General features: G+C 69.0%; 20 protein-coding genes and 1 tRNA gene. 7 read left to right on the top strand and 14 right to left on the bottom strand.

Going from position 1 to position 26,265, the window contains the following annotated elements; translation table 11 throughout:
* Positions 1-134 precede the first annotated feature (134 nt).
* From FHW85_RS13915 to cyoA, 7 genes are all read right to left on the bottom strand, one after another.
* The gene (locus FHW85_RS13915; protein WP_167255630.1) at positions 135-464 is read right to left on the bottom strand and encodes a lipid-A-disaccharide synthase N-terminal domain-containing protein; all 330 of its coding nucleotides are present in this window, start codon (positions 462-464) and stop codon (positions 135-137) included.
* A gap of 105 nt (positions 465-569) precedes the next feature.
* Positions 570-644: transfer RNA gene (locus tag FHW85_RS13910), tRNA-Val, on the bottom strand.
* A 76-nt stretch (positions 645-720) separates the two neighbouring features.
* Positions 721-1,488 (bottom strand): SURF1 family protein, encoded by a 768-nt coding sequence (locus FHW85_RS13905; RefSeq protein ID WP_168648615.1) that lies wholly within the window; start codon positions 1,486-1,488, stop codon positions 721-723.
* Between the two features lie 22 nt (positions 1,489-1,510).
* The gene (gene cyoD / locus FHW85_RS22395; protein ID WP_167255634.1) at positions 1,511-1,921 is read right to left on the bottom strand and encodes a cytochrome o ubiquinol oxidase subunit IV; all 411 of its coding nucleotides are present in this window, start codon (positions 1,919-1,921) and stop codon (positions 1,511-1,513) included.
* Positions 1,918-2,553: a cytochrome o ubiquinol oxidase subunit III gene (cyoC, locus tag FHW85_RS13895; protein ID WP_167255636.1), complete on the bottom strand. Its 636-nt coding sequence runs from the start codon at positions 2,551-2,553 to the stop codon at positions 1,918-1,920. The genes cyoD and cyoC overlap by 4 nt, the downstream gene beginning before the upstream one ends.
* Entirely contained in the window at positions 2,546-4,519 is a 1,974-nt protein-coding gene (gene cyoB, locus FHW85_RS13890; RefSeq protein ID WP_343203600.1) for a cytochrome o ubiquinol oxidase subunit I, read from the bottom strand. The genes cyoC and cyoB overlap by 8 nt, the downstream gene beginning before the upstream one ends.
* A gap of 81 nt (positions 4,520-4,600) precedes the next feature.
* Positions 4,601-5,581: a ubiquinol oxidase subunit II gene (gene cyoA, locus FHW85_RS13885; protein WP_246866754.1), complete on the bottom strand. Its 981-nt coding sequence runs from the start codon at positions 5,579-5,581 to the stop codon at positions 4,601-4,603.
* A 129-nt stretch (positions 5,582-5,710) separates the two neighbouring features.
* Here cyoA and FHW85_RS13880 point away from each other — a divergent pair, with 129 nt between their 5' ends.
* Entirely contained in the window at positions 5,711-7,048 is a 1,338-nt protein-coding gene (locus FHW85_RS13880) for an MFS transporter (RefSeq protein ID WP_208399753.1), read from the top strand.
* A 52-nt stretch (positions 7,049-7,100) separates the two neighbouring features.
* Here FHW85_RS13880 and FHW85_RS13875 read toward each other — a convergent pair whose 3' ends face one another.
* The 3 genes from FHW85_RS13875 to FHW85_RS13865 form a co-directional block, all read right to left on the bottom strand.
* Positions 7,101-7,658 carry a GNAT family N-acetyltransferase gene (locus FHW85_RS13875; protein ID WP_167255642.1) on the bottom strand — a complete coding sequence of 186 codons (558 nt, stop codon included), beginning with the start codon at positions 7,656-7,658 and terminating at the stop codon, positions 7,101-7,103.
* 254 nt (positions 7,659-7,912) lie between these two features.
* The gene (locus tag FHW85_RS13870; protein WP_168648614.1) at positions 7,913-9,499 is read right to left on the bottom strand and encodes a hypothetical protein; all 1,587 of its coding nucleotides are present in this window, start codon (positions 9,497-9,499) and stop codon (positions 7,913-7,915) included.
* Positions 9,500-9,520: 21 nt separating this feature from the next.
* Positions 9,521-9,973: a DUF3574 domain-containing protein gene (locus FHW85_RS13865; RefSeq protein WP_167255646.1), complete on the bottom strand. Its 453-nt coding sequence runs from the start codon at positions 9,971-9,973 to the stop codon at positions 9,521-9,523.
* Between the two features lie 79 nt (positions 9,974-10,052).
* Here FHW85_RS13865 and FHW85_RS13860 point away from each other — a divergent pair, with 79 nt between their 5' ends.
* The 6 genes from FHW85_RS13860 to FHW85_RS13835 all read left to right on the top strand — a co-directional run bounded on the left by FHW85_RS13860 (position 10,053) and on the right by FHW85_RS13835 (position 23,425).
* Entirely contained in the window at positions 10,053-10,220 is a 168-nt protein-coding gene (locus FHW85_RS13860; protein WP_168648613.1) for a hypothetical protein, read from the top strand.
* A gap of 80 nt (positions 10,221-10,300) precedes the next feature.
* Positions 10,301-12,754, top strand: coding sequence for a TonB-dependent receptor (locus tag FHW85_RS13855; RefSeq protein ID WP_168648612.1), 2,454 nt, complete (start codon positions 10,301-10,303; stop codon positions 12,752-12,754).
* Between the two features lie 280 nt (positions 12,755-13,034).
* Positions 13,035-16,517, top strand: coding sequence for an exodeoxyribonuclease V subunit gamma (recC, locus tag FHW85_RS13850; RefSeq protein ID WP_168648611.1), 3,483 nt, complete (start codon positions 13,035-13,037; stop codon positions 16,515-16,517).
* Positions 16,514-20,209, top strand: coding sequence for an exodeoxyribonuclease V subunit beta (gene recB, locus FHW85_RS13845; RefSeq protein ID WP_168648610.1), 3,696 nt, complete (start codon positions 16,514-16,516; stop codon positions 20,207-20,209). The genes recC and recB overlap by 4 nt, the downstream gene beginning before the upstream one ends.
* Complete coding sequence (recD, locus tag FHW85_RS13840) at positions 20,199-22,145, top strand: exodeoxyribonuclease V subunit alpha (RefSeq protein ID WP_168648609.1); 1,947 nt, start codon at positions 20,199-20,201, stop codon at positions 22,143-22,145. The genes recB and recD overlap by 11 nt, the downstream gene beginning before the upstream one ends.
* Before the next feature lie 143 nt (positions 22,146-22,288).
* A complete protein-coding gene (locus FHW85_RS13835; RefSeq protein ID WP_168648608.1) occupies positions 22,289-23,425 on the top strand; it encodes a DUF3103 family protein in 1,137 nt (378 codons plus the stop codon).
* 39 nt (positions 23,426-23,464) lie between these two features.
* Here FHW85_RS13835 and FHW85_RS13830 read toward each other — a convergent pair whose 3' ends face one another.
* The 4 genes from FHW85_RS13830 to pilV are packed head-to-tail and all read right to left on the bottom strand — an operon-like array spanning position 23,465 to position 26,231.
* The gene (locus FHW85_RS13830; RefSeq protein ID WP_168648607.1) at positions 23,465-23,878 is read right to left on the bottom strand and encodes a type IV pilin protein; all 414 of its coding nucleotides are present in this window, start codon (positions 23,876-23,878) and stop codon (positions 23,465-23,467) included.
* A gap of 10 nt (positions 23,879-23,888) precedes the next feature.
* Entirely contained in the window at positions 23,889-24,428 is a 540-nt protein-coding gene (locus FHW85_RS13825; protein ID WP_168648606.1) for a PilX N-terminal domain-containing pilus assembly protein, read from the bottom strand.
* Positions 24,412-25,716 carry a PilW family protein gene (locus tag FHW85_RS13820; protein ID WP_210427794.1) on the bottom strand — a complete coding sequence of 435 codons (1,305 nt, stop codon included), beginning with the start codon at positions 25,714-25,716 and terminating at the stop codon, positions 24,412-24,414. The genes FHW85_RS13825 and FHW85_RS13820 overlap by 17 nt, the downstream gene beginning before the upstream one ends.
* Positions 25,713-26,231: a type IV pilus modification protein PilV gene (gene pilV, locus FHW85_RS13815; RefSeq protein WP_168648605.1), complete on the bottom strand. Its 519-nt coding sequence runs from the start codon at positions 26,229-26,231 to the stop codon at positions 25,713-25,715. The genes FHW85_RS13820 and pilV overlap by 4 nt, the downstream gene beginning before the upstream one ends.
* Positions 26,232-26,265 lie beyond the last annotated feature (34 nt).

Raw genomic sequence — 26,265 nt, 5'->3', positions numbered from 1 at the left:
TCTCTTTGGTTACTTTCTCTTTGAGCCAGCAAAGAGAAAGTGACTCGGGCGCCGGCAGGCGTCCGAAATGCCCGCTGCATAAGCGGCCAAGTCGCCGCACCGCGAAAACCGAGCGACCCCGCCCCCCCCCAACCTCAGGTCTCCTCCGGCCCCCCAGGCCGCACCGTCTCCGGCCTGTGCTGCCGCAAATGCGCAAACACATTGTAAATCGACACCAGCATCGGAAATGCCGTCTGGATGATGCCGACCGAATCATTCTTGCCCCAGATGAAATAGGCCAGCGTCAACACACTGCCAGCCACCGACAGGTACCAGAACGACATCGGCACCACCACTTTCTTCTGCTTCTTGGTGGCATAGAACTGCACGAACCAGCGCGCGGTGAACAGCAGCGTGCCGAGCAGGCCGATCACTTTCCACGGCGTCAGCGTAATCAGGTGCAGGTTGGCGAGAGCTTCGTGCATGGCGGTCATCCGTACGGGTCAGCCGGGGCATTGTAGGCGCGGGCGCGGTGGCGCCGCGAAAACGCGAAGGCCACCGCGGGGGTGGCCTTCGTGTTTCGATCGGGATGGTGGGCGGTACAAGGATCGAACTTGTGACACCTGCCGTGTGAAGGCAGTGCTCTACCGCTGAGCTAACCGCCCGCCGGAAGCGCGAAACTATACGGGGACTTCACCAGCAGGTCAATGCCCATGACCGAAGATTCTGAGCCCGCCTGCCCTACCCCGCCCGCCGCCGCAGCCGGTATTCGTGGCGCCCCACATAGACCGCCGCCGCCAGCACCATCAGGGCCAGCACGTACCAGGTGATCAGGTAGCTCAGGTGATTGTTGGGAAAGCTGGTGACGGTGAGTCCGCCGCGCGGCCAGGCGTCGGCCTGCGCCGGGTCGGCATCCGCGTCGACGAAGAACGGCGCCACCGCACCCAGCCCTCTCGCCCTGGCGATGGCCTGCACGTCGCGCGCGTACCAGCGTGCATGCGCGGGGTCGTTATGGCGCAGGAACACTTTCGTCTCGGGCGTGCGCAGCAGGCCGGTAACCGTCGCCTCGCCCGCGGGGCCGGGCGCGCAGCGTCCGTCGCGGCCGCAGGCCTCGGCCGGCACGAAGCCGCGGTTGACCAGCACGATGGAACCGTCGTCCTGGCGCAGCGGCGTCATCACCCAATAGCCGCTGCCCAGCGCGGTGCTGGCCGCGACCAGCACCTGCTGCTCGTAGAGGAACACGCCGGCAAGGCGCACGTGGCGGTATTCGTGGCTGGCCGCCGTGACGGCGGGCCATTCGGACGGCGTGGGCGCGGCGACGGCCGGCGCATGCACGCGCTGCTCCACGCGGGCGATCAGCTCGCGCTTCCAGGCCAGGCGCTGCACCTGCCAGGTGCCCAGGGCGAGGAAGCCGGCAAACGCCGCCAGCGCGCACAGCGCCAGCAGCGACAAGGCGAGCGGCCCGCGCGGGCCGCGCTCGGACGCATCGGCGGCGCCTAGCCTGGCCATGGCAGCGCCGCCGCGGCGGGGATCACGGCAGGTTCCGCGGATCCATCAGGGCCGGCATCATGTTGTGATTCAGGTGATACATCACCCAGATCGAACCGCTCAACGTGATCAGCACCAGCACCGCGGTAAAGATCAGGGCCAGCATGTTCCAGCCGCCCTCCGACTTCGCGTTCATGTGCAGGAAGTACACCATGTGCACCACGATCTGCACGGCGGCGAAGCCCAGGATCACGAACGCCGTGGCGCTGGGATCCTTCAGGCCGCCGCTCATCACCAGCGCGAACGGCACCGCGGTCAGCAGCACCGCCAGCACGAAGCCGATCATGTAGCCCTTCAGCGAGACGTGGCCAATGCCGTCGTCGTGCTCGTGATGCTCGCCATGGCCATGCTCATCGTGGCCATGTCCGGCATGGACGTCGGTATGCGCGCTCACGGCAGCACTCCCATCAGGTAGACAAAGCTGAAGACGCCGATCCACACCACGTCCAGGAAGTGCCAGAACATCGACAGGCACCACAGGCGGCGCTTGTTCGGCCCGATCAGGCCCTTGCGCTTGACCTGCACCATCAGCGTGATCAGCCAGATGATGCCGCAGCTCACATGCAGGCCGTGCGTGCCGACCAGGGTGAAGAACGAGGACAGGAAGGCGCTGCGCTGCGGGCCGTTGCCCTCGGCGATCAAGTGCCCGAACTCGTACAGCTCGATGCCGATGAAGCCGGCGCCGAGCAGGCCGGTGACGGCCAGCCACACCAGGGTGGGATTCACCCGCTTGCGCTGCATCTCCAGCATGGCGAAGCCATAGGTGATCGACGACAGCAGCAGCAGCGAGGTATTGAGCGCCACCAGCGGCAGCTCGAACACTTCCGCGCCGGTGGGACCGCCGGCGTAGCTGCGGCCCAGCACGCCGTACACCGCGAACAGGCAGGCGAAGATGAGGCAGTCGCTCATCAGGTACAGCCAGAAGCCCAGCAGCGTGCCGTTCTCCGGGTGATGCTCGGTTTCCTGGTGGAACCGCAGCGGCGCGGCGGCCGTGTTGTAGGTGTCGTAGGACTTCGCGTCAGACATGGCTGGCCAGCGCCTCGGTGCGCGCCGCTTCCACCCGGGCCACGTCGGCGGCCTGGATGTAGTACTCGCGGTTGTAGTTGAAGGTATGCCCGATCGCCACGGCCAGCAGGGACACGAAGGCCAGCGCGGCGACCAGCCACATCTGCCAGATCATGGCGAAGCCCAGCACCGTGCTGATGCCGGCCAGGATGATGCCGGCGCCGGTGTTCTTCGGCATGTGGATGTCGATGAACCCCGACAGCGGACGCTGCCAGCCCAGCTGCTTCATCTGCCACCAGGCGTCGCCGTCGTGCACCACCGGGGTGAAGGCGAAGTTGTAGGCCGGCGGCGGCGAGGAGGTGGACCACTCCAGCGTGCGGCCGTTCCAGGGGTCGCCGGTGACGTCGCGCAGCTTGTCGCGGCGCAGGAAGCTCACCACGAACTGGATCAGCATGGCGCCGATGCCCAGCGCGATCAGCACCGCGCCAAAGGCGGCGATCTGGAACCAGATCTGCAGCGAGGGATCCTCGAAGTGGCTGATGCGGCGGGTCACGCCCATCAGGCCCAGCACGTACAGCGGCATGAAGGCGAAGTAGAAACCCACCACCCACAGCCAGAACGAGCACTTGCCCCAGAACACGTCGAGCTTGAAGCCGAAGGCCTTGGGGAACCAGAAATTGATCGCCGCGAACGCGCCGAACAGCACGCCGCCGATGATCACGTTATGGAAGTGCGCGATCAGGAACAGGCTGTTGTGCAGCGAGAAGTCCGCCGGCGGCACCGCCAGCAGCACGCCGGTCATGCCGCCGATCACGAAGGTGACCATGAAGGCCACTGTCCACATCATCGGCAGCTCGAAGTGGATGCGGCCCCGGTACATGGTGAACAGCCAGTTGAAGATCTTCGCGCCCGTGGGGATCGAGATGATCATCGTGGTGATGCCGAAGAACGAGTTCACGCTCGCGCCCGAGCCCATGGTGAAGAAGTGGTGCAGCCACACCAGGTAGGCCAGCACCGTGATCACGATGGTGGCGTACACCATCGAGGTGTAGCCGAACAGGCGCTTGCGGGCGAAGGTGGAGACCACCTCGGAGAACACGCCGAACATCGGCAGGATCAGGATGTAGACCTCCGGATGGCCCCAGATCCAGATCAGGTTCACGTACATCATGGCGTTGCCGCCAAGCTCGTTGGTGAACATGTGGGTGCCGAGGTAGCGGTCCATCGACAGCAGCGCCAGCACCGCGGTCAGCACCGGGAAGGCGGCGATGATCAGCACGTTGGTGCACAGCGCGGTCCAGGTGAACACCGGCATCTGCATCAGCTTCATGCCCGGCGCGCGCATCTTGATGATGGTCACCAGCAGGTTCACGCCCGACAGCAAGGTGCCGACACCGGCTATCTGCAGGGACCATATGTAGTAGTCCACGCCCACATCCGGACTGGCCAGGATGCCCGACAGCGGCGGATAGGCCAGCCAGCCGGTGCGCGCGAACTCGCCCACGAACAGCGAGGCCATCACCAGCACGGCGCCGGCGGTGGTCATCCAGAAGCTGAAGTTGTTGAGGAAGGGGAAGGCCACGTCGCGCGCGCCGATCTGCAGCGGCACCACGTAGTTCATCAGGCCGGTGACGATCGGCATCGCCACGAAGAAGATCATGATCACGCCGTGGGCGGTGAAGACCTGGTCGTAGTGATGCGGCGGCAGGTAGCCGAGGTTGTCGCCGAAGGAGATCGCCTGCTGCAGGCGCATCATGATGGCGTCGGCGAAGCCGCGCAGCAGCATCACCAGGCCCAGCACCATGTACATGATGCCGATCTTCTTGTGATCGATGCTGGTGAACCATTCGCGCCAGAGATAACCCCACAGGCGGTATTTGGTGATCACCGCGAGCAGCGCCAGGCCGCCGACCAGCACGGCGGCGAAGGTGGCCAGCAGGATCGGCTCGTGGAACGGAATGGCGTCCCAGCTGAGACGGCCGAAGATCAGTTTGGTCAGATCGGGATGGTCAGACATCTTGGACACCCGGGAAGGCGCAATGCGTAAGGCGGACGGGACGGCGCACGATCAGTGCTCCATGTGTTCCATGTGCGGCATGTCGTGCTCGCCGGCCGGCTTGCCGGCGCGGGCCGCATCTTTTGCCATGGTCTCGTGCATGCACGGCGTACCCGGTGCGACGCACAGATTGACGATGGCCGGATACAGGTCGGGCGCGACCGTGGCGTAGCGGCGCACGGGTTCGTTCTCGCTGGGCTTTTCCAGCTGCAGATAGCTTTCGCGGGTGAGCGCGCCGCCATCCTTCGCCTTGGCCACCCATTGCTCGAACTCGCCTTCGCTGAGCCCCAGGAACTTGAAGTGCATGCCCGAGAAACCGGCGCCGCTGTAGTTCGCCGAAATGCCCTCGTAGCTACCCGGCTTGTTGATCACCGCATGCAGCTTGGTCTCCATGCCCGGCATGGCGTAGATCTGGCCGGCCAGCGAGGGGATGAAGAACGAGTTCATCACGGTCGAGGCGGTGATCTTGAACTGGATCGGGCGGTCGACCGGCGCGGCCAGCTCGTTCACCGTGGCGATGCCCTGCTCCGGATAGATGAACAGCCATTTCCAGTCCAGCGCCACCACGTCCACTTCCAGCGGCCTGGCGCCGGCCGGAATTTCGCGGCCGGCGGCGATGCGCTCCAGCGGCCGGAACGGATCGAGCTTGTGCGTGCTCACCCAGGTCAGCGCGCCCAGCGCGATGATGATCAGCAGCGGGGCCGACCAGATCAGCAGCTCCAGCACGGTGGAGTGGTCCCAGTCCGGCTTGTAGGTGGCTTTCTGGTTGGACGCGCGGTAGCGCCAGGCGAAGAACAGGGTGAGGCCGATCACCGGTACGACGATGAGCAGCATCAGCACCAGCGAGATCAGGATGATGTCGCGCTGCTGGACGGCCATGTCGCCGGACGGCGACATGAGCACGGTCTGGCAGCCCGACAGCAACAGGACGGCGGGGAGCAGCAGTCCGCGGAGAGCCTTGGAGGACATGGGCCGGAAGGGGAGCAGAAGCATGGGGAGAGACCCGGAAAGTTAACCTACGCGTGCTGCGCCGCGGAATAGGACACTTTGTCTCATGGCGATTAAACGCCGCCGGTGCGATCCTTACGCGAACCACCCCAGTTCTCAAGTTCAAGCATGGCCATGTCGAGCACTTTTGACCAACACGGATCCCCGGACACGGCCCGCCAGGACGCGCTCCAGGACAGGCCCGCCCCCGGCCACTCCCAGGTCGCCCCCGGCGAGATCGCCGTCGGCGTGGTGATCGGGCGCGCTTCCGAGTACTTCGACTTCTTCGTGTTCGGCATCGCCTCGGTGCTGGTGTTTCCGTCGGTGTTCTTCCCGTTCCGCGACCGCCTGCACGGCCTGCTGCTGTCCTTCGTGGTGTTCGCCCTGGCCTTCGTGGCGCGCCCGTTCGGCACCGCCCTGTTCATGACCATCCAGCGCCGCTGGAGCCGCGGCACCAAGCTCACCGCCGCGCTGTTCCTGCTGGGCAGCGCCACCGTGGGCATGGCCTTCCTGCCCGGCTTCGACACGCTGGGCTGGCGCGCGATCGCCCTGCTCGCCTTCTTCCGCCTGCTGCAGGGCATCGCCTTCGGCGGCTCCTGGGACGGCCTGCCCTCGCTGCTGGCGCTGAACACGCCGAAGGGCCGCCGCGGCTGGTACGCCATGCTCGGCCAGCTCGGCGCGCCGATCGGCTTCATGCTGGCCAGCGGGCTGTTCCTGTTCCTGCACAGCCAGCTGTCCAGCGAAGACTTCCTCAGCTGGGGCTGGCGCTATCCGTTCTTCGTGGCCTTCGCCATCAACGTGGTGGCGCTGTTCGCGCGCCTGCGCCTGGTGGTGACCGAGGAGTACACCCAGGCGCTGGAAGAAAGCGCGCTGGAACCGATCGGCATCTTCGAGATGCTGCGCAAGCAGGACTACAACATCTTCCTGGGCGCGTTCGCCGCGCTGGCCAGCTATGCGCTGTTCCATCTGGTCACGGTGTTCCCGCTGTCGTGGATCAGCCTGGGCTCGACCCAGTCGGTCAACCAGGTGCTGCTGATCCAGGTGGTCGGCGCCGGTGTCGGCATCCTGGGCACCATCGCCTCGGGCTTCGTGGCCGACCGCATCGGCCGCCGCACCACCCTGGGCACGCTGGCCGCGCTGATCGGCCTGTTCAGCTTCTTCGCGCCCTGGCTGCTCGGCGGCAGCCGCGCCGCGCAGGACGCCTTCATCCTGATCGGCTTCGCCCTGCTCGGCCTGTCCTACGGCCAGTCCGCCGGCACGGTGACCTCGAACTTCCCGATCCGCTTCCGCTACACCGGCGCGGCCCTCACCGCCGACGTGGCCTGGCTGATCGGCGCCGCCTTCGCGCCGCTGGTGGCGCTGGGCCTGTCCAGCAAGTTCGGCCTGGGCGCGGTCACGGTGTACCTGCTGTCCGGCGCGATCTGCACGCTGGGCGCACTGCGCCTGAACCGGGCGCTCGAAGCGCGCGACTGAGCATCGGCGTGCATGCCATAAAAAAGGCCCGGCAGCGCCGGGCTTTTTTATTTCAGGGTTTCCAGAGGAACCGCGCCGGCAACGCGACCCGGCTGTCCTGGTTCACCTGGATCTCCTTGGCGCGATGCGTGCGCACGAAACCCTGCCGCTTGAGCAGGCGCTGCATGCCGCGCGAGAAGTCGGTGCAGAAGCATTCCACGCCGCCGGCCGGCGCGCGGCGCAGCGCATAGTCCACCAGCAGGCGGCCGATGCCGGCGCGGCGCGCGGATTCCGCCACCACCAGGTATTCGAGCAGCACGGCGGGTGCGCCGTCGTCGAGGCTCACGTCCTTCAGCAGCATCGCGCCCAGGACCTGCCCCGCCTTGCGCGCGACCACGAAGCGGATGCCTGCCTTGCCGCGGCGCCAAGGCAGGCGCCTGGCCAGGATGGCCCTGGCGCAGTCCAGCCCGTGCTTGCGCATCACATAGGGCATCGATGCATAGGCACCGGCGAAATGCCCCTGGCGCGCGCCTTCGACGATTTCGCCGACGAAGAAGAAAATATCCCAAGGCTCACCGGGTGCCAGCACGACACGGTCGTCCACCACCAGTCCGGCGTTATTGAGCAGCATCGATGTCCCCTTGAGCAAAACGTTCTGACCGGACTGCCGGGTATCCCGTCCCCTTCGCCTTGCGGCGCGGCAGTCCCTGCCAGGATACGCCCGCAGAGATGCGTTCCGGTGCCTAGGCTAGCGATTTCCGGACGCAATGAGTTGCGCCGTGCGGACCTGGGTTCCTTGCGTCTTGCGCGCGTGTGATGCAGAACGCAAAAAAAGACCCGCCGTTGACGGGTCTCCGGTGGCGGACTTCGGCCATGCGGTCTATGTCATATGGCCGATGGCTTCGAACGCTGCAGGCTGAGCAGCAGCAGTCCCGCCGCCAGCACCGCATAAGCCCCGGCGAATTGCCACACCAGCGCGCGCGCACCGGCATCGAGCAGCCAGGGCAGGTACACGCCGCCCGCCGGATCCACCGAATGGATCAAGCCGAACAAGGCCAGGCCGGCGCCGAGCAGCAGGATCAGTGCCGCGCGCCCGCTCTTGCCGTCGATCATCGCCACCACGAAGCTGGCCCACACCATCGAGGTGATGATGAAGCCGTTGCCCAGGATGGTGATCACCGCCAGCTCCGCGATGCCGTGCCCCTGCTGGTTGAACAGTTCGCCGAAACGCTGCGGCGAGACGTAAGTCGGGTCGCTCAGCTTGATCGTCACCATCCGCGCGATCGCCGGAAAGAAACTGAACACCACCGCGGCCGCATAGCGCATCGGCGTGGCTTCGAACGCCTGCACGGTGATGCCGATCGCCACGAACACCAGGATCGGCGCCAGCACCGACAGCGGCACCAGCTCCACCAGGTTGGACAGATAGCCGAACACGCCGCCCAGCCCGATCACGATGCCGGTCAGCAGCGTATAGCCGCTGCGCGCGCCCATCGCCTTGTACGAAGGCTGGCCGATGTACGGCGTGGTCTGCGCCACGCCGCCGCAGAAACCGGCGACCAGGGTGGCCAGCGCTTCCACCAGCAGGATGTCGCGGGTGCGGTATTCGTCGCCGGCCGCGCGCGCGCTTTCGGTGACGTTGATGCCGCCCACCACCATCAGCAGGCCGAACGGCAGGATCAGCGGCAGGTACGGCACGGTGTAGGCGATGCCGTCCAGCCACTTCAGCGTCGGCAGCGGCAGCGCGAAGCGCCAGGTCCATCCGGCCGGCGCGTGATAGCCGCTGCCCAGCCAGCCCAGCGGCCCCAGCACGTAGTACAGCGCCGCGCCGATCGCCACCGCCGCCAGCACGCCCGGCACGCCGAACGGCAGGCGCCCTTTCGCCACCAGCGCGTACAGCACCACGCCAAGGCCGGCGAAACCGACCAGCGGCACTTTCATGATTTCCACCAGCGGCAGGAAGCCCATCAGCACCAGGGCGATGCCGGCGATCGAGCCGAGCAGCCCCGCGCGCGGCACATGCCGCTGCACCGCGCCGCCGAAGAACGACAGCACGAACTTCAGCACGCCCATCACCACCAGCGAGGCCATGCCCAGTTCCCAGGTGGCCTGCGCGGCAGCCGCTTCGTCCATGCCGCCCTGCTTGAAATGCACGAAGGCCGGGCCGAGCACCAGCAGGGCCATGCCGATGCTGGTCGGCGCGTCCAGGCCCAGCGGCATCGCGGTCACGTCGTCGCGGCCCACCCGCGCGGCCAGCCGGCGCGCCATGGCGGTATAGGCGAGATTGCCCAGCAGCACGCCCAGCGCGGTGCCGGGAAACATGCGCAGGAACACGATGTCGGCGGGGAACCCGAAGATGCCGATCAGCGCGGTGGCGAGGAAGGCCATGATGGACAGGTTGTCCACCACCAGGCCGAGGAAACCATTGAGGTCGCCGGGCGTCAGCCAGCGGCGTGTCGCGGTATTGTTCAAAGTGATGTCCTGATGCGCTGATTAGAACGACACATCCGCCGGCTGCGTCACCCGCAGCACCGACTGATCACCCGTGCGCTGCTTCCACGCCGCGCGGATCGCCTCAACCTTGGCGCGGTTCTCGGCCGTGTCCGGATAATCGATCACCAGCTGCTTGGAGCGCAGCCGCTCGGGCGTGCTCTGCTGCTTGCCCTGCCACTGGCCGTAGACGTCGATCACGCTCAGCCCGTCGGGAAAGCGCGGCGTCACTTCGCGATCGAGGAACTCGCGCCAGGCCTGCTCGCTCACGCCGTTGCCCGGCTGGTCCGCCAGCCCCAGGCCGAAATACAGCCGCGTCTCCACCCAGCCCTGAGTCGCAGCCGGATGCGCATGGTCGCCCTGCAGGGTCGCACCGGCGGTGGCCTGCGGTTGCGTGGCGCAACCCGCCACCAGGCCAAAAGCCAGCACCGCCGCCAGCGCACGCTGAAATTGCATAGGGATTCCCTGTCGTCGTTTGGACGTCCAGACGGATAAACCGTCGTACGCCCGGAAAGTTTCGTGACGAAGTATTGACATGAACCTTGCGCAATGCAACAAATGCCGGACGGCGCGGGAGCAACGCGCCCTTCCCTATCTTCGCGAACCTCGCCGTGACCATCACGACCGCCGGACAACGCCGCTTGCCGCGTACCGCCCGAATGCGGCGATGTTGCTGTCGCTGATTTTTTTCGCGACGCGCTGATCCAGCGCCTTCCAGACAAGACCTTCGACGCCGCACCCCCATGCGGCGCGCCCCGCTGCTGCCCGCTGCAAGGAATCCGCATGTCCATCGTTTCCCGCACGTATCGCCGTACCTGCCTGTCCACGGCGCTGCTGCTCGCCGCGTCCGCCGTCCACGCGCAGGCCCAGCAGGCCGACAACGCCGCGCCGCGCACGCTGGACCAGGTCGTGGTCACCGGCGTGCGCGCCAGCAGCCGCACCGCACTGGAATCGCCGGTACCCGTGGACGTGCTGAGCCAGGACGACCTGCGCGCCGCCGGCGCGGTCAACGGCGAACTGGGCCAGGCGCTGGCCAACCTGCTGCCTTCGTTCAATTTCCCGCGCCAGTCCAATTCCGGCGGCTCGGACCACGTGCGCGCCGCGCAGCTGCGCGGACTGTCGCCCGACCAGGTGCTGGTGCTGGTCAACGGCAAGCGCTTCCACACCTCGGCCCTGGTCAACAGCGATACCAAGATCGGGCGCGGCACCACGCCGGTGGATTTCAACGCCATCCCGATCAGCGCGATCAAGCGGGTGGAAGTGCTGCGCGACGGCGCCGGCGCGCAATACGGTTCGGACGCCATCGCAGGCGTGGTCAACATCATCCTGGACGACGCGCCCGAAGGCGGCGAAGTCACCGGCAGCTACGGCGCCAACCACACCCGCTTCAGCCCCGCCGACCGCACCATCACCGACGGCAACAGCAGCTACGGCGCCGCCAAGTTCGGCACGCGGCTGGCCGGCACCGGCTTCTTCCGCGCCGGCATCGAGGCCGGCCACCACGACGCCACCAACCGCGCGGGCCTCGACACCGTGCCGGACTGGCTGGCCGATCCCACGCCCGCCAACCTGGCGCTGCGCGGGCGGCGCAACTATGCGGCGGGCGATCCGAAGTCGGAGAACTACAGCGGCTGGCTCAACAGCGAACTGCCGCTGGGCGACAACGCCCGGCTGTACTGGTTCGGCACCTACACCCAGCGCCACACCATCGGCGACAACTATTTCCGCTATCCGGACAGCAGCGCGAATGTGACCTCGATCTACCCCGACGGCTACCGCCCCGAATCGGTCGGCAGCAACCGCGACGTGCAGACCGCCGCCGGCGTCCGCGGCACGCTGGCCGACTGGCATCTCGACGGCAGCCTCAACTGGGGCAGCAATGCCTTCGACTACGACCTGCGCGATTCGCTCAACGCCTCGCTCGGTCCCGCCAGCCCCACCTCGTTCCATATCGGCAGTTACCGCTTCAATCAGGGCAGCGCCAACCTGGACGCCAACCGCGAGTTCGCCGCCGGCAGCCGCTACGTCACCGTGTCGCTGGGCGGCGAATACCGCCACGAGCAGTTCCGCACCCTGCCCGGCGATCCGGCCTCGTACGCGGTCGGCCCCTATCTTGACGCACCGGTCGGAGCACAGGCCGGCGGCGGCCTGCAGCCGCAGGATGCGGCGCGGCTGTCGCGCAACGTCGGCGCGGCTTACGCGGAAGTATCCAGCGACATCACCGACCATTTCTTTGCCGACGCCGCCGCGCGCTACGAGCACTACAGCGACTTCGGCGGCAACTGGAGCGGCAAGCTCAGCGCGCGCTGGGAATTCGCCCCGGGCTTCGCGCTGCGCGGCGCCGCCTCCAACAACTTCCGCGCCCCCTCGCTCAGCCAGATCGGTTTCGAGTCCACCACCAGCGGCTACGGCGCCGACGGCAAGCTGGTCACCGGCCGCATCCTGTCGGTGAACAACCCGCTCGCGCGCGGCCTGGGTGCGCAGGCGCTGAAGCCGGAGAAGTCGCGCAACTTCAGCCTCGGGCTGACCGGCCAGCTCGGCGAGCACTTCGACTTCAGCCTCGACGCGTACCAGATCAGCATCGACGACCGCGTCACCCTGTCCGAAACCATCGACAGCGCCGGCCTGGAGGACTACATCCTGCAGCACTTCGGCGTCCCCGGCGTGCAAAGCGTGGCCTTCTTCACCAATGCGGTGGACACCCGCACGCGCGGCGCCGAGCTGGTCGGCAACTACCGCACGCCCTGGGCCGGCGGCCGGCTGCTGCTCACCCTCGCCTACAGCCGCAACCACACCGACATCCGCGGCGTGCGCGCCACGCCGCCGGAACTGGCGGCGACCGGCGCCGGCAACGTGCTGTTCGGCGACGAGGAGCGCAACACCCTCACCGACGCCGCGCCACGCCAGCGCGGTTCGTTCAGCGCCAACTGGAGCAACCGGCGCTGGTCCCTGCTCGGCCGCATCACGCGGCAGGGTTCGACGGTGCGCGTGTTCGACTTCGGCGGCGGCTTCGAACCGCGCCAGGTCTATGCCGCGCGCTGGCAGCTGGATGCCGAAGCGGAACTGCACGTGACCGGGCGCTTCAGCCTGGCGCTGGGCGGCTACAACCTCACCAACCAATACCCCACGCGCTCCAACAGCGACATCAATTACGCCGGCAATTTTCCTTACGACGTGATCTCGCCGATCGGCGTCAACGGCGCGTATTGGTATGGGCGTGCGCGCTACACGTTCTGATCATGAATGCCGTCGCGCGCATGCACCGTACACGCGCAACGGCATCCGCAACCGCCACTGTCGCCCACCGCTTGCGCAACTAAAGTAGTTGACACCGACCACGTACGTTGGCGCACAATGCACCACCCGCGCTCGAATACGCGTGGGCCCACTGCCAAGCTTCACCCGCAACACCCATCGCCGCATGCTCACCGCATGCGGCGATGTTCGTTTCAGGGCACGCCGCCACGGCACGCCGCCGCCACTCGCCCGCCGCGCCGATGTCCGCCACAATTCCCGCATGACCTCTTCCCTGGCCCTGCCCCTCGACGTGCCGATCGAACCGGGCCTGATGGTCATCCATGGCAACCGCCTGGAAGATCTGCGCGACCTGCTCACCGCCTGGATCCAGCGCACGCCGCTGCGTCCGCTGGAAGACGAGCTGATGCTGGTGCAGAGCAACGGCATCGCGCAGTGGCTGAAGCTGGCGCTGGCGCGGCCGCCGCAGGAAGGCGGCCTGGGCATCAGCGCCGCGGTGCAGGTGCAGTTGCCGGGACGCTTTCTATGGGAGGCCTATCGCGCCGTGCTCGGCCGCGATGCGGTGCCGCCCACCTCGCCGTTCGACAAGTCGCGCCTGGCCTGGCGGCTGCTGCGGCTGATCCCGCGGCATCTGGACGACGCCGACTTCCGCCCGCTGCGCGACTTCCTCGGCGAGCAGCCGGACTGGCGCAAGCGCCATCAACTGGCCGCGCGCATCGCCGACCTGTTCGACCAGTACCAGGTTTATCGCGCGCATTGGCTGGCCGACTGGGAACGCGGCGTCGACGCGCTGTACGACGACTGGCGCGGCCGGCACGCGCCGCTGCCGCCGGGCCAGCGCTGGCAGGCGCAGCTGTGGCGCCTGCTGCTGGACGACGTCGGCGGCGAGTTCCGCCACAGCCACCGCGCCGCCGTGCACGCCGCCTTCCTCGCGCGCGCGCAGGCGCTGGCCGAACGGCCCGCGCGGCTGCCGCGGCGCATCGTGGTGTTCGGCATCTCCTCGCTGCCGCTGCAGACGCTGGAAGCGCTCACCGCGCTGGCGCGGCACAGCCAGGTGCTGCTGATGGTGGCCAATCCCTGCCGCCACTACTGGGCCGACATCATCGAAGACCGCGAGCTGCTGCGCGGCGAACGCCGCCGCCAGCCGGGCAAGCCCGGCCTGCCCGAACAGCCGCGCTATGAAGAACTGCATCTGCATGCCAACCCGCTGCTGGCCGCCTGGGGCAGGCAGGGGCGCGATTACATCCGCCTGCTCGACAGCTTCGACCAGCCCGAGCGCTATCGCCGCCGCTTCGCTTCCTGGGGTTCGAGCATCGACCTGTTCGAAGACCCCGGCCGCGACACCCTGCTGCACCAGGTGCAGCAGGCCGTGCTCGACCTGGAACCGCTGCCCGCCGACCCGGCGCAACGGCAAACCTGGCGCGTGGGCGACGGCTCGCTCAGCTTCCACGTCGCGCACAACGCGCAGCGCGAGGTGGAGATCCTGCACGACCGCCTGCTGGCGCTGTTCGAGCAGGCCCAGCGCGACGGCCGTCCGCTCGCGCCGCGCGACGTGATCGTGATGGTGCCGGACATCCAGAGCTACGCGCCGCACGTGCAGGCGGTGTTCGGGCGCATCCCGCCGGACGATCCGCGCTACCTGCCCTATGCCGTCGCCGACCAGCCGGACCGCGGCGCCGCGCCGCTGCTGGTGGCGCTGGAACATCTGCTGTCGCTGCCGGAGTCGCGCTTCACGGTGAGCGACATCCTCGACCTGCTCGAGGTGCCCGCGCTGCGCCAGCGCTTCGGCCTCGACGAAACCGGCCTGCCCACCCTGCGCCGCTGGATCGAAGGCGCCGGCATCCGCTGGGGCCTGGACGGCGCGCAGAAGGAAAGCCTGGGCCTGCCGCCGCAGGCGCAGAACAGCTGGGCCTTCGGCATGCGCCGGCTGCTGCTCGGCTATGCGGTGGGACACGGCGACACCTGGGCGGAGATGGCGCCCTACGGCGAAGTCGGCGGCCTCGACGCCGGCCTGCTCGGTCCGCTCAGCCGCCTGCTCGACCAGCTCGAACTGCACTGGCACGCGCTGCGCGCGCCCGCCGCGCCGGCCGTCTGGGCGGCGCGCCTGCGCGACCTGCTCGCCGCCTTCTTCGACAGCGCGGACCACACCGACGGCGACCGCCTGCGCCGCCTCGACGAAGCCTTGGACGCCTGGCTGGAAGCCTGCGCCGAAGCGGCGCTGGACGAACCGCTGCCGCTGGAGATCGTGCGCGAGCACTGGCTGGAAAGCATCGACGCCAGCCGCCTGTCGCAGCGCTTCATGGGCGGCGCGGTGGGCTTCGGCACGCTGATGCCGATGCGCGCGATTCCGTTCCGCGTGGTCTGCCTGCTCGGCATGAACGACGGCGACTACCCGCGCCAGCAGGCGCCGGCCGACTTCGACCTGATGGCACAGCCGGGCCAGGCCATGCCCGGCGACCGCTCGCGCCGCGAGGACGACCGCTATCTGTTCCTGGAAGCGCTGCTGTCCGCGCGCGACACCCTGCATGTGAGCTGGGTCGGCCGCAGCGTGCGCGACAACGCGGTGCTGCCGCCGTCGGTGCTGGTCGGCCAGCTGCGCGACTACCTCGCGGGCGGCTGGCAGGCGGCGGTTGGCGAACTGCTGGATGCGCTCACCACCGAATACCCGCTGCAGCCGTTCAGCCGGCGCTACTTCGGCGCGGACGGCGACCCGGCCCTCTTTACCTATGCGCACGAATGGCAGCGCGCGCACGCGCTCGACGGGCGGGCGGCGGAAACCGGACCGCTGGCGCCGTGGCTGCCGGAAGCCCCCATCGCGCTGGATGCACTGCAAGGCTTCCTGGCCCGCCCCGTGCGCCACTTCTTCAACCAGCGCCTGAAGGTGCATTTCGGCGGCGAGGAAGCCGACACGCTCGACGACGAGCCGTTCGCGCTCGACGGACTGGAGCGCTACCAGGCGATTCTCGGCGTGCTGCAGGCGGCGCTGGTCGCCGATGGCGACCGCGCGCCGCAAGCCGTCAACGACGCCGTGCAGCGACTGGCCCAGCAGGGCCGCCTGCCCACCGGCGGCTTCGGCGAACTGTGGCAGGACAAGATCGCCGCCGAAGCCGGCGTGCTCGCCGCGCACTGGCATGCCGCCGACCGGCGCTGGCCGCGGGTGGATGACAAGTTCGAGCTGCGCCACGAAGCGCACGGGCTGGTGCTGGAGGACTGGCTGTCCGATCTGCGCCGGCCCGGATCAACCCAGGCAGACATCGACTTCGTGCGGCTCGAACTGATCCAGGGGCCGCTGCTGGCCCGCCCGCGCGGACGCCGCCTGGACAAGCTGGTCGCGGCCTGGGTCGCGCACCTGTTCGCGCATGCGGGCGGGCTGCGGGTGGAGACGCGCGTGGTCGCGGCGGATGCGCAGCCGTATTTCCCTGCGCTGGACCCGCCGCAGGCGCGCGCCCTGCTCGATGCCCTGCTCGATGCGCTGCGCCACGGCATGCGCGCGCCGCTGCCGGTCGCGCGCAAGACCGCCTTCGCCTGGCTGCAGGCCGAACACGAAGGCCGCGACGCCGCGGCCGCCGCGCGCCTGTGCTACGACCGCGACGACAGCGGCCAGCGCTTTGCCGAAGTGGACGAAGACGCCTACCTGCAACGCGCCTGGCCCGCCTTCGAAGCCATGCACGACGCCGGCTTCGAACACTGGCTGCCGCTGTACCGCGCGATGGCGCAGAGCGTGCGCTGGGAGGACGGCGCATGAGCGCGGTGCAGCCGCCGGCCTCCATGACGCTCGATCCGCTGCGCCTGCCGCTGCACGGCGTGCGCCTGATCGAAGCCAGCGCCGGCACCGGCAAGACCTGGACCATCGCCGCGCTGTACCTGCGCCTGGTGCTCGGCCACGGCACCGCCGCGCCGCTGCTGCCGGCGCAGATCCTGGTGCTGACCTTTACCAAGGCCGCCACGGCGGAGCTGCGCGACCGCATCCGCGCGCGGCTGACCGAAGCGGCCGCGGTGTTCCGCGCGCAGAAGGCAGCGGACGAATTCCTCGCCGCGCTGCTCGCCGAATATCCGGAGGCGGACGCGCGCGCCGCCGCCGCGCGCCAGCTCGAACTGGCCGCGCAATGGATGGACGAAGCCGCCGTGCACACCATCCACGGCTGGGCGCAGCGCATGCTGGCGCAGCACGCGTTCGACAGCGGCCATCCGTTCGTGCAGGACATCCAGACCGACGATGGCGACCTGCTCGCCGAGGCGGTGCGCGACTACTGGCGCCTGCAATGCCTGCCGCTGGGCCGCGCTGCCGCCGCGCTGCTGGCGCGCTGGTGGAGCGACCCGCGCGAACTGCAGCAGAGCCTGCGCCCGCTGCTGCGCCAGCCGGCGGCGAACCTGCGCCTGCACGGGCAGCCGCTGCCGCAGACGGCGGACGTGCGCGCGATCCTGGAAGCGCCGCTGGCGCGCTTCCACGCCGCCGAGGGACACGCTCGCGCACTGTGGCTGGCGCATCGGGAAACGCTGGAACGGCTGCTGGACGATGCGCTGCGCGACAAGGCGCTGAACGGCACCCGCTATCCCGCCAAGCGCCTGCCGCAGGACCTTGCCGCGCTGCGCGCCTGGGCGGCGGGCGGCGATGGCGACGACAAGCTGCCGGCCCGCTACGCGCAATCGCGACTGGATGGCGCCGTCAACCAGGGCCGCACCGCGCCGGCGCACGACGCATTCGCTGCGATCGACGCGGTGATCGACAGCGCCGCCGAACTAGACCTTGCGCGTCCGCTGATCCTCGCCCACGCCACGGCCTGGACGGCCACGCGCGTCGATCTGGTCAAGCGGCAGCGCGCCCTGCTCGGCTTCGACGACATGCTGCGCCGCCTCGACGAAGCCCTGCACGGCCCGGCCGGCGAACGCCTGGCCGGCACCATCGCCGCGCAGTATCCGGTGGCGCTGATCGACGAGTTCCAGGACACCGACCCGCTGCAGTGGCGCATCTTCCATCGCCTGTATGCGGACCGCGCGGAGCTGGGCCTGCTGCTGATCGGCGATCCCAAGCAGGCGATCTATGCCTTCCGCGGCGCCGATATCCATACCTATCTGCAGGCGCGCGCCGCGGCCGCGCCGCCGGTATGGACGCTGGGCACCAACCATCGTTCCACCGCCGCGCTGGTCGCCGCGGTGAACCGCGTATTCGAACAAGGCGACCGCCACGCCGAAGGCGCGTTCGCGTTCGGCCGCGGCGAGCGCGGGCTGCCGTTCCATCCGGTCGCCGCGCGCGGCCGCGAAGCGACCCTGGTGCTTGACGGCGAACCCTTGCCGGCCTTGCAGCTGGCGGTGCTGGACGAAGGCCGCAACGTGGGCAGCACCGCGTATCGCCAGCGCATGGCGGAACAGGCGGCCGCATGGCTGGCCGGCCTGTTCGATGCCGCGCGCGAAGGCCGCTGCGGCTTCGCCACGCCCGATGGCCTGCTGCTGCCGCTGGCGCCGGGCGACGTCGCCATCCTGGTGCGCAGCGGTCGCGAGGCGGCGCTGGTGCGCGCGGCTTTGCGCGACACCGGGCTGCGCAGCGTGTACCTGTCCGATCGCGACTCGGTATTCAGCTCGCCCGAGGCGGCCGACCTGCTGCTGTGGCTGAAGGCCTGCGCGGAACCGGGCTCCGACCGCGCCATGCGCGCCGCGCTGGCCACGCGCAGCCTGGACCGCGGCGACGCCGAACTGGACCGCCTCAATACCGACGAGCGCTGGTGGGAAGCCTGCGGCGAACGCCTGCGCGAACTGCAGCAGACCTGGCGCCGCCACGGCGTGCTGGCCATGCTGCACGACCTGCTGCACGCCTTCGACCTGCCCGCGCGCCTGCTGGCATACGACGGCGGCGAGCGTGCGCTGACGAACCTGCTGCACCTGGCCGAACTGCTGCAGCAGGCGGCCGCCGCGCTGGACGGCGAGCATGCGCTGATCCGCTATCTGGCCGAGCAGATCGCCGAGGCGCGCGAAGGCCTGGCCGAGGCCGCCGAGGAACAGATCGTGCGGCTGGAGAGCGAGGCCGAACTGGTCAAGGTGGTGACGGTGCACAAGTCCAAGGGCCTGGAATATCCCCTGGTGCTGCTGCCGTTCGCCTGCGCCGCGCGCGAGGTGAAGCGCGACGACCTGTTCGTCTGGCACGACGGCGACGGCCAGCCGCATATGGACCTGGAACCGGACGATGCCGCCTGGAGCCAGGCCGAGCGCGAACGTCTGCAGGAAGACCTGCGCCTGCTCTACGTGGCGCTGACCCGTGCGCGCTATGCGTGCTGGGTGGGCGTGGCCAGCGTGAGCGTAGGCAATGCCAAGGCCTCGTCGCTGCACAAGTCCGCGTTCGGCTATCTGCTGGCGGGCGGCACGGCGATCGACGCTTCCGATCTGCTGCCCGCGCTGCTGGCGCTGCGCGGCGGCGAGACCGCCATCGCCGTGGATGCGCTGCCGGACATGCCGCAGCCGCGCATCGCGCCACCCGCGCCGCACGAACGCGAAGACACGCGACCGGCCCGGACGTATGCCGGCCGTCCCGGCGAACGCTGGTGGATCGCCAGCTACAGCGCGCTGAAGTACGACGAGAGCATCGGCGTGCAGATCTCCGGCGACGCGCCGGCCGCGCCCGAAACGCCGGCGCAGGACGTGCTCGCCGAGGCCGGCGCGGAAAAGCCCGCGCCGGTGGCCGACGCGCAAGGCAGCGGCATCCACGCCTTCCAGCGCGGCGCGGTGGCCGGCACCTTCCTGCACGACCTGCTGGAATGGGCGGCCGAGCAGGGTTTTGCCGAAACCGCCGCCGACCCGCGGCCGCTGGCCGAGCTGATCGCGCGCCGCGTGCAGCGCCACGGCTGGCAGGCGCAGGCCGCGCTGCTGGCGCAGTGGGTGCCGGCGCTGCTGCGCACGCCGCTGCCGCTGGGCGATGGACATGCCGTGGCCCTGGCGGAGCTCGCCGACCCGGCGCGCTACCGCGCCGAGCTGGAATTCTGGTTTGCCGTGCGCGAGGTGGATACGCGGGCGCTGGACCGCCTGGTCACCGCCGGCACGCTGGACGGACGTCCGCGCATGCCGCTGCTGTACGACCGGCTCAACGGCATGCTCAAGGGTTTTATCGATCTGCTGTTCGAGCATGGCGGCCGCTATTACGTGGTCGACTACAAATCCAACTGGCTGGGCGCGGACGCCGGGGCCTACACCGCCGAGGCGGTGCGCGATTCGGTGCTGCGCGAGCGCTACGACCTGCAGTACGCGATCTACACCCTGGCCCTGCACCGCCAGCTGCGCGCGCGCCTGCCGGACTACGACTACGAGCGGCATGTCGGCGGCGTGCTCTATCTGTATCTGCGCGGCCTCGATGGCGAAGGCCATGGTGTGCACTACGAGCGCCTGCCGCTGCGCCTGGTCGAGGCGATGGACCGGCTGTTCGCCGAGGGAGGCCGCGCCGATGCCGCCTGATCAGCGCCTTATTCCCTTGTTCGCCGCCGAGGAGCAGCAGCGCCTGCGGGCGTTGGACGTGGCGTTCGCGCGCTTCCTCGCCGAACTGGATGCACAGGCCGACGGCGCCTGGCTGCTGCTCGCCGCGCTGCTCAGCCGGCGCGTGGCGGACGGGCATCTGTGCCTGGATCTGTCGCTGTGGCAACCGCTGGCCGAAGAGCAGGCCTGGCCCGCGCCGTGGCGCGAGGCGGTGGCGAACGTGCTCGACGAACAGCGCGTACCGGCGTGGATCGGCGCCGGCAGCGACGCCACGCCCCTGGTACTGGAAGGCACGCGCCTGTATCTGCGCCGCTACTGGAACCACGAGCGCCAGGTGGCCGAGGCGATCCGCGCGCGGCTGGCGCAAGCGCACGCCGCGCCGGCGCATCTGCGCGAGCAGCTGGCGCGCCTGTTTCCCGGCGAAGCCTCGCCCGACTGGCCGCGCATCGCCTGCGCGCTGGCTGCGCGCGGCGCCTTTACCGTCATCACCGGTGGCCCCGGTACGGGCAAGACCACCACCGTGGTGCGCCTGCTCGGCCTGCTGCAGACGCTGCGCCTGCGCGCCGGCGAGCGGCCGCTACGCATCCGCCTGGCCGCTCCGACCGGCAAGGCCGCGGCGCGCCTGCAGGCTTCGATCCAGGGCCAGCTGGCGCGGCTGGACGTGGACGAAGCGGCGCGCGCGGCCATTCCCGCCCAGGTGGACACGCTGCACCGCCTGCTCGGCGCGCGCCCGGACACGCGCCGCTTCCGCCACGGCGCGGCGCATCCGCTGCCGCTGGACGTGCTGGTGATCGACGAAGCCTCGATGGTCGACCTGGAAATGATGTCCGCCGTGCTTGCCGCGCTGCCGCCGTCGGCGCGGCTGGTGCTGCTGGGCGACAAGGACCAGCTGTCGTCGGTGGAAGCCGGCGCGGTGCTGGGCGATCTGTGCCGGCGCGCCGAGGCGGGGCATTACTCACAGGACACGGCCGCGTGGCTGCATGGCGTATCCGGCGACGATGTCGGCGCGTGGACCGCGGCCGATGCGCAGGCGCTCGACCAGCAGGTGGTGATGCTGCGCCACAGCCATCGCTTCGGCGCGGACAGCGGCATCGGGCGGCTGGCGCAGGCGGTGAATGCGGGCGACATGTCCGCGCTGCGCGCGCTGCTGGCGGCGCCGCGGACGGACATCGCGTGGATGGCGCATGCGGCTGGCCAGGCCGACCTCGCCGAACTGGTGCTGCACGGCGGCGGCGAGCGCTTCGCGGCGGACGACCAGGCGCCGCAGGGTTATCGCCACTATCTCGAACTGCTGCGGCGCGAACGCCCCGCGACCGGTGCGGGCGAGGCCGCGCACGAGGACTGGGCGCATTGCGTGCTCGATGCCTTCGGCCGCTTCCAGCTGCTGTGCGCGCTGCGGCGCGGCGACTACGGCACCGAAGGGCTGAACCGGCAGATCGAGGACATCCTGGGCCGCGCGCGGCTGATCGATCCGGTCCACGTCTGGTACGAAGGGCGGCCGGTGCTGGTCACGCGCAACGACTACAACCTGGGCCTGATGAACGGCGACGTCGGCGTGGCGCTGACGATGCCCGGCGAGGATGGCGTGCCGCGCCTGCGCGTGGCCTTTGCCGCGGCAGGCCCGTCGGAAGGACCGGACGGCGCGCGCGTGCGCTTCGTGTTGCCGTCGCGGCTGGGCGAGCTGGAAACGGTCTATGCGATGACCGTGCACAAATCGCAGGGGTCGGAATTCGATTCCACCGCCCTGGTGCTGCCGGCGCAGGACAGCGGGATTCTTACCCGCGAACTTTTGTATACCGGGATCACGCGTGCACGGCGGCGCTTCATGCTGGTGGGCGGGGAGCGGGTGGTGGAGCTTGCCGCGCAGCGGCTCACCTTGCGGCATTCGGGTCTGCGGGAGCGGCTGGTAGCGCAGTGATGCGCGGCTTTCCACGCGGCGGCCGGATCGGATCCATTCCATGGGGTACAGCATCCCGATGGACAGGCGATAGCCGAATCGGGCCGGCCGCTCGACCATGGACCACGCGGGAAACCGCGCATGCCTCTCCAGGAAATGACGCCATGATCACCAGAACCAGACTTTGGGTCGCGTTGCTGGCCGTGACCATTCCGCTCTCGCTTCATGCTGCGGATACGCAAACCATCCAGCAGATCAAGGAAGACACCGCAAAGACCATCGCTAAACAACTGCAGGATCCGAACTTCTCCCAAGCCGCGTCGCGTTTGTTCGCCGCGCAGGCTGGCGCGGGCGAGCGCGAAGGCATCTCCCTGCATGCCCTGACCGCAAACCTGGGCCAGAGCGGGGAAATCTCCCGGATCGACGACGCCAACCGCAAGCTCACCGCGGCGAAAGGGCTCAATGGCTGGTCCGAAGGCATACTGCGCCTGCGCATACATCTGCCCAGTCATGCCGCGGGCCGATTGCCCTCGGAACTGGGTGACCTTCTGGTCGCCGTGGAACCCGCCGGCGACGACCGGCATTGGACATCGGTGCCGGCCTTCGATGCCAGCGGCAAGCGCCACGACCTGGATGCGCAGACGCCACCCGCGATCCCCGTGCTGGTTCTGGACCTGGACAGCCAGGAATCGGTGCGCGCCGGTGTCATGCTCATGAACGACGCGCTCCGACAGGCGAATCTGCAGACACGCCATACCGATGCTGCCGAGGAAGGCGCCCAACTGACCGTGCTGACCAAGATCCACCTCAATAACGACGAGGAACCCTGGATCAAGGGCAAGGCGGAGATCTTCGCCATCGTGTCCGGCATAAAACAAGGCAAGGCAGAGCCGCAGGTCGAAGTGAAGGACATGAAGTACCTGGACTACGACAAAACGACTTACAAGCCATACCAGGACATGGTGTCCTGGGCCAACTACGGTGCCGGGGTAGCCAACGTACAGCTGTTCGAGCGCGATCAGGACGACCTCAATTACGCGGAACTCGTCTCGAGAATCCTTGGCGCCCTCATAAACAAGGTACCTGTACCCAAGCCCGCGGCTGCCGCCGTCTCGGCCATCGGCGAGGCCATTCTCGGCGCGCTGCCCAAATCCCTGCTCACCGACAACAACGACTATGTCGACTCGTTCTACCTCGTCGAAAAGGGACGCGGCTATACCGACCTGGTCGGTGCAAGGGCCAATGCCACGGCGAGCTTCTGCCCGCATGTCGTGGGCGTCGACGATTGTCCGCGGCAGTAAGTCACCGGCGGCGTGCCGGCGGGACGCCGCCGCACGCCGTCACCAGCAGGCGCCATTTCCGTTTGCCGCAGCGTCGCCGGCCTCCGGGAGTTTCCGGCCGGTGTCGTCGATGGCCAGCGCCCCGCAGCGATCGTCCTTCTGGACCCGCACCGGCTGTGCCGTCGCAATAAAGGACTGCATGCTCCCGCCCGAGCCCAGGCTCAACCTGGCCAGGTAGTGCCCACGCACGGATTGCACAGGCTCCGCAAAACCCAGTTCGGCCAGCGCGCCGTAACGGCCATAGCTGGCGTAGTAGCGCTCCTGCGCCTGGGCGATGCGCAGCAGCAGCTCCTTGCCTTCGATGCGGCGCACGCGATACGCATGCTGCCGGTAGGCAGGCACGGCCAGCGCGGCCAGCACGGCGGCGATGGCCAGGGCAGCCAGAAGCTCGATCAGGGAAAAGCCGCGCGGCACGCGGGGCACCTCAGTCGCCTCCGGCCACGAACACGCTCCGCGCCACGCGCACCGTATTCGCGTCGCTCCCCACGGCTCGCGCGACGATGCGGTAGACGCAGCCCGCGGCACCCGCTGCCGTGCCCGGCGCGGCCGGCCAGGCCGGACCGAGGCTCTCGATCAGGTAGGACGGAGGCTGCGCCAGCACGGCGGTCCTGCGCGCATCGTCTTCCAGGCCAAGGCCTGCCTGGGTGGTGAAGTCGTGGCGGCCATCGGTGCCCCGATACGCTGCCGGGTGCGCCGGATCGAAAGCAGCGCAGTCGCTCACGGGTGCCGCCGAAGCATCGCGCCACAGTTTCCACTCGGCGCCGCGCAGCGCCGACTCCGCGGCCATCCCGGCCAGTTGCGCGCTGCGCTGATGGCCGGCCATGCGCTGCTGCAGCAGCGCCTGGTCGAGCGCACCCGCCGCGAGCATCGCCGACAGCAGCAGGAAGATCAGCGCCAGCACCAATACGATGCCGTGCTGTCGCGCACGGCCGGCAGCACGTTGCGCATCATGGGATCGACGCATGGGGACTCCTCGCCAAAGCGGCCTCAGGGCGATAGCTGCGCAGCGCGACCAGCGCGCTGAACTCGCGGCGCAGCATCCGTGGCTCGAAGCCCTGTTCGGCCGGACGCAGCTTGCGCGTGGCTGCCTCGGGCGCGGCGGGCCTCTGATCGCCGTCGATGCTGTAGGCGTAGTGCGTTGCGTCCGCACCCGATGCCGCGTGTACCTGCTGGCCATCCACCAGCAGATGGACTTCGATCGATTTCACCGCATGCCAAAGGCAACCGTAGTCGTCGTCGACTGAATCGGATGGAAGCTGCGGACAGGCGATACTGCCGCCGGCCCGGTCGTCGACCTGCGCGGCGGCGAGATAGCGCGTGGCGCCGGCGGCGTCCTCCACGCCATAGCGGAGGTCCAGCCGCTCCACCCCGCGCACGACTTCGCTGGCACTGCCGTTTTCGCGCCGCATTAGGGCGCCGGTGGTGACGCCATCGCCGGCATCCACTACCTGCAGGTAGTAAGTGACGGTGCGGAAGTCGCGGTTGAAGTCGAACAGGCGCGGGGCGTTGAACGACGGCGGCATGCGCGGCATCGCCAGGTTGCGGCCGGTCTCCGGCGCATCGGGATAGAACGTATCGCCGCCCTGCAGGTTCGCCGAGAAGATCTGCGCGAGCGGGCAGTCGGCGAGCATCAGCAGATCGCCCGGCTGGTAAACCTCGGCGATCGCCGGCTCATCTGCGGCAGGCTGGATAACGAGGTGATGGATCGCGCCGCCTACGCTGCCGGCGATCGCCGCGGCGCCACCTGCCGCCCATCCGCTGTCCGGATCCAGATAACGCAGCGTAAGCATGCCGGCGCCGATCACGCGCTGCCCTGCGGTACGCCCCATCGCCGGCAGGTCGGGCGGGGCCGCGGGCACGCAACTCGTTCTGCCGCAGTCGTAGCCGCGCATCGACAGGAAGGGCGGAAAGCGATACGGCGCAGCCGGTGAGGATGGATACGGCGCATGGCCCCACCGCGTGGTGAGGTCATGCAGCGCACCCATCATCCCGCTGGCCTGCACGATGGGTACGGCGCCGGCGCGGCCGCAGTAGAACGCATTCGCCGTGCGCAGGTCGCTGGTGAGGCGCGCCATGGCATAGCGGCCGCTCTCCTGCAGCAGGGCGAGCTGGGTCTGCGCGCGGTAGCTGGCGGAGGTGGCCACGAAGACGGCAACGAAGCCGCCGGCCACCATCAGGCCCAGCACCATCGCCACCATCAACTCGATCAGCGAGTGGCCGCGTACGCAGCGCTCCAGCGACGGCACGTTCATGGCTGGAACACCCATGCGAAGCTGCGCAACGCCGCGCCACGATGCGCGTCGCCGCCTGCGCCACGCTCGAGCCAGCGCACCGTCATCGTGCACAGGCCGGCGAACGGCGGCGGCAGCCGCAGCTGTTCGGCGGTGAGCGCAACGCCGATGCCGCGGTCGCAGCGAATGGCGCCCTTGCCTTCCGGCAGCACGGTCCGCAGGCGCGCCGCCCACAATGCGCGGTCGTGCTTCGCCAGCGCTTCGGGCATGCATCCCATGACGGTGTCGCAGGCCGAAGCGCCGGCGTCCGCTTCGCCATCGTAGGCACCGCTCCACACCGCGGCGGGATTCGCGCGCATGCGTTCGGCCATGTCGCTGGCGAGAAAGCTGGCCTGGGTGCGCAGGTAGGCCGTGTGGCTGGAACGCGTGGCCAGCAGCATCCAGCCGCTGACGCCGATGGCGCCGATGCTGAAGATGGCGAGGGCGACCAGGACTTCGAGCAGGGAGGCGCCGCGTGGGGGCGTTGGGGTGAGCATCGGGTTCCGTCCGTGAGGGGAGGATGCTCAGCTT

The sequence above is a fragment of the Dyella sp. SG609 genome (assembly GCF_012275375.1).
Classification (GTDB): Bacteria; Pseudomonadota; Gammaproteobacteria; order Xanthomonadales; family Rhodanobacteraceae; genus Dyella_D; species Dyella_D marensis.
Note: the sequence above shows the minus strand (reverse complement) of the source record. Positions and strands in the feature narration are given on the sequence as shown.

Coding starts and splice junctions, on each gene's coding strand:
- FHW85_RS13875 (WP_167255642.1), bottom strand. CDS start 7,658: ATGCTGCTCAATAACGCCGGACTGGTGGTGGACGACCGTGTCGTGCTG.
- recC (WP_168648611.1), top strand. CDS start 13,035: ATGACCTCTTCCCTGGCCCTGCCCCTCGACGTGCCGATCGAACCGGGC.
- cyoC (WP_167255636.1), bottom strand. CDS start 2,553: ATGTCTGACGCGAAGTCCTACGACACCTACAACACGGCCGCCGCGCCG.
- FHW85_RS13865 (WP_167255646.1), bottom strand. CDS start 9,973: ATGCAATTTCAGCGTGCGCTGGCGGCGGTGCTGGCTTTTGGCCTGGTG.
- FHW85_RS13820 (WP_210427794.1), bottom strand. CDS start 25,716: ATGAACGTGCCGTCGCTGGAGCGCTGCGTACGCGGCCACTCGCTGATC.
- FHW85_RS13915 (WP_167255630.1), bottom strand. CDS start 464: ATGCACGAAGCTCTCGCCAACCTGCACCTGATTACGCTGACGCCGTGG.
- recB (WP_168648610.1), top strand. CDS start 16,514: ATGAGCGCGGTGCAGCCGCCGGCCTCCATGACGCTCGATCCGCTGCGC.
- FHW85_RS13905 (WP_168648615.1), bottom strand. CDS start 1,488: ATGGCCAGGCTAGGCGCCGCCGATGCGTCCGAGCGCGGCCCGCGCGGG.
- FHW85_RS13835 (WP_168648608.1), top strand. CDS start 22,289: ATGATCACCAGAACCAGACTTTGGGTCGCGTTGCTGGCCGTGACCATT.
- pilV (WP_168648605.1), bottom strand. CDS start 26,231: ATGCTCACCCCAACGCCCCCACGCGGCGCCTCCCTGCTCGAAGTCCTG.
- FHW85_RS13880 (WP_208399753.1), top strand. CDS start 5,711: ATGTCGAGCACTTTTGACCAACACGGATCCCCGGACACGGCCCGCCAG.
- FHW85_RS13855 (WP_168648612.1), top strand. CDS start 10,301: ATGTCCATCGTTTCCCGCACGTATCGCCGTACCTGCCTGTCCACGGCG.
- cyoA (WP_246866754.1), bottom strand. CDS start 5,581: ATGCTTCTGCTCCCCTTCCGGCCCATGTCCTCCAAGGCTCTCCGCGGA.
- recD (WP_168648609.1), top strand. CDS start 20,199: ATGCCGCCTGATCAGCGCCTTATTCCCTTGTTCGCCGCCGAGGAGCAG.
- FHW85_RS13860 (WP_168648613.1), top strand. CDS start 10,053: ATGAACCTTGCGCAATGCAACAAATGCCGGACGGCGCGGGAGCAACGC.
- FHW85_RS13825 (WP_168648606.1), bottom strand. CDS start 24,428: ATGCGTCGATCCCATGATGCGCAACGTGCTGCCGGCCGTGCGCGACAG.